The organism is Streptomyces durbertensis (assembly GCF_014156695.1).
Classification (GTDB): domain Bacteria; phylum Actinomycetota; class Actinomycetes; order Streptomycetales; family Streptomycetaceae; genus Streptomyces; species Streptomyces durbertensis.
Genome location: NZ_WMLF01000640.1, coordinates 1 through 2204, shown reverse-complemented (window position 1 = coordinate 2204; position 2204 = coordinate 1). Strand labels below are relative to the sequence as shown.

Genomic DNA, 2204 nt, shown 5'->3' with positions numbered 1-2204 from the left:
CCGTGCGGCTGCCCTCGGAGGCGGAGCTGGCGCGCCAGGCGCTCGCCGCGCCGCTGGTCAGCAGGGCGGCCACGCTGGCGCGCTGGGCGAGTGAGGGACTGCGGGTGGGCGCCGGCGGCGAACTCCTCGGCGAGCAGCTGCGGTCCGCGGCCGAACACCTGGGGCTCACGGGCGAGGACGGGCCCGCGCTGGCCGCCGAGGCGTGGAACTGCGCGGTGGACGTCGGCCTGATCGAGGTGGCCGAGGACAGCACCGCGGCGGACGCCGACGACGAGTCGCTGCCGCGACCGGACGCCGACGAGACCGTCGGCACCGCCACCCCCGGCCCCGAACTGGGCACCCTCACCGGCGGCGCCCCCGCCGACGTGCTCGAACTCTGGCAGGACGTGCTGGAGACCCAGCTGGCCGACGCTGCCATGCCGAGCTTCGACGAACTCTTCGACCGCATGGGCCTGGAGTCCGGCGCGGACGGCACCGAGGGCACCCCGCCCAACCTCGGGGACCTGGAATGGGACCCGGAGGCCGAGGAGGAGTTCCTGGACGCGGCCCTCGCCAACCTCTACCTGCTCAGCGCCGGCGGCGACCCCGACGCCCCGGGCAGCGCCGACGCCCCCGACGCCGACGGACCCGCGCACCCGCCCGTCCCGCTGCCGGTGCTGGCCGCCTCCATGGTGCTCCCGGACGACCCCGACACCGCCGGAGGCACCCCCACCGAGGAGGAACTGAACGAGGTCACGGCGGTGATGATGCGACTCGACGAGCAGTTCCGCATCCTCGAACCCAGTGGACTCGTCGACTACCAGCCCGTCGACGACGCCCTGCTCGGCGCCGCCGACGAGGACCAGCCGGCCGAGGACGACAGCCTGGCGGAGGACGTCAGCCGGTACGGCGTCGTCCGACTCACCCCGCTCGGCGTCCACGGCCTGCGCACCCGCATGATGGCGGCCGGCGTCGCGGCGCCCGCCGTCGGTGACCTCGCGGAGGCGGGCGCGGAGGAACTGCTGACCGCGCTCCTGCACTACCCGGAGAAGGCGGCGCAGGAGGAGGCGACGCGCTGGCTCGGCGGCCGGGAGATGGCCGCCGCCGCCCGGGAGTTGCTGAACGCCGCACGCGGCGACGATCCCGCCGCACCGCGCCGGCGGCTGCTCGTACAGCAGGCGCTCGCCCTGGTCGGTGCGGACGCGGAACCCGCGTTGCGCGAGGTCCTCGACGACGGCCAGCTCGGCGGCCTCGCCCGGGTCTGGCTCACCGAGCGCGGCGCCACGGACGTGCCGCCGCCCGGCGAGGAGATGGTGTTCTGGCTGACCGTCGACACCTTCGCCGCCCAACTCCTCGGCGAGGACTCCGCCGGCACGGACGAGCTGCGCGAGCTGGTGAGCGGGCTGGTGGAGCAGCACAGCGGCTTCTTCGACAAGGTCTGGCGGGTCGAACACCCCGCCACCGCCGACGTCCTGGAGGCTCTGGGCCGCCTCCACCCGGACCGCCGCACCGCCAAGGAGGCCCGCCGCGCCGCCCACCGCGCCCGCTCCGCGGGCTGACGCGCCGCCCCCGGTCGCCGGCCCCCGCCCGAGGGACCGGCGACCGGTTCCGGCCGGCCTGTGCGGCCCGCCCTACAGGGCCTGGGCGCCGGGCTTGACCATGCCCCGGACGGTACGGGCGTCGAGGTAGTCGCCGAGGGCCGTCATCTGCCACTCACCCGAGTACTGGCGGATGAACTTGCACATCAGCACCGCGGTGTTCGCCGGGGAATGGGTGAGGTCGAAGCGGACCAGCTCCTGGCCGCCGGCGTCCAGCAGCCGGCAGTACGCCTTCGCGACCTCGTTGAACTTCTGGCCGCTGAAGGAGTTCACCGTGAACACCAGGCCGGTCACCTCCGGCGGCAGGCCCTGGAGGTGGACGGTGATCCGCTCGTCGTCGCCGCTGCCCTCACCCGTGAGGTTGTCGCCCGAGTGCTGGATCGCGCCGCCCAGGATCGCGAGCTTGCCGAAGTAACAGGCGTCGATCTTCCGCCGGTTCGCGTCGTAGGCGATGACGGACGCGTCCAGGTCGATGCTGCCCCTGCCGTAGGCCGGCTCCCAGCCCAAGCCCATGACCACCGAGGTCTGGAGCGGCTGGTTGTCCTTCACCAGGGAGACCGTCTGGTGCTTCTGGAGGCTCACCCGCCCCTTGTCGAGGTTGACGACCCCCGGGGCCTGCTGCGGCGG

2 protein-coding genes are annotated in these 2204 nt (G+C 74.3%); one reads left to right on the top strand and one right to left on the bottom strand.

Going from position 1 to position 2204, the window contains the following annotated elements; translation table 11 throughout:
- Positions 1–2: 2 nt before the first annotated feature.
- Positions 3–1538 (top strand): hypothetical protein, encoded by a 1536-nt coding sequence (locus GL263_RS25380; protein WP_182858081.1) that lies wholly within the window; start codon positions 3–5, stop codon positions 1536–1538.
- Between the two features lie 72 nt (positions 1539–1610).
- Here GL263_RS25380 and GL263_RS25375 read toward each other — a convergent pair.
- The coding region (locus tag GL263_RS25375) for a TerD family protein (RefSeq protein ID WP_182858080.1) at positions 1611–2204 on the bottom strand (594 nt) is incomplete at its 5' end.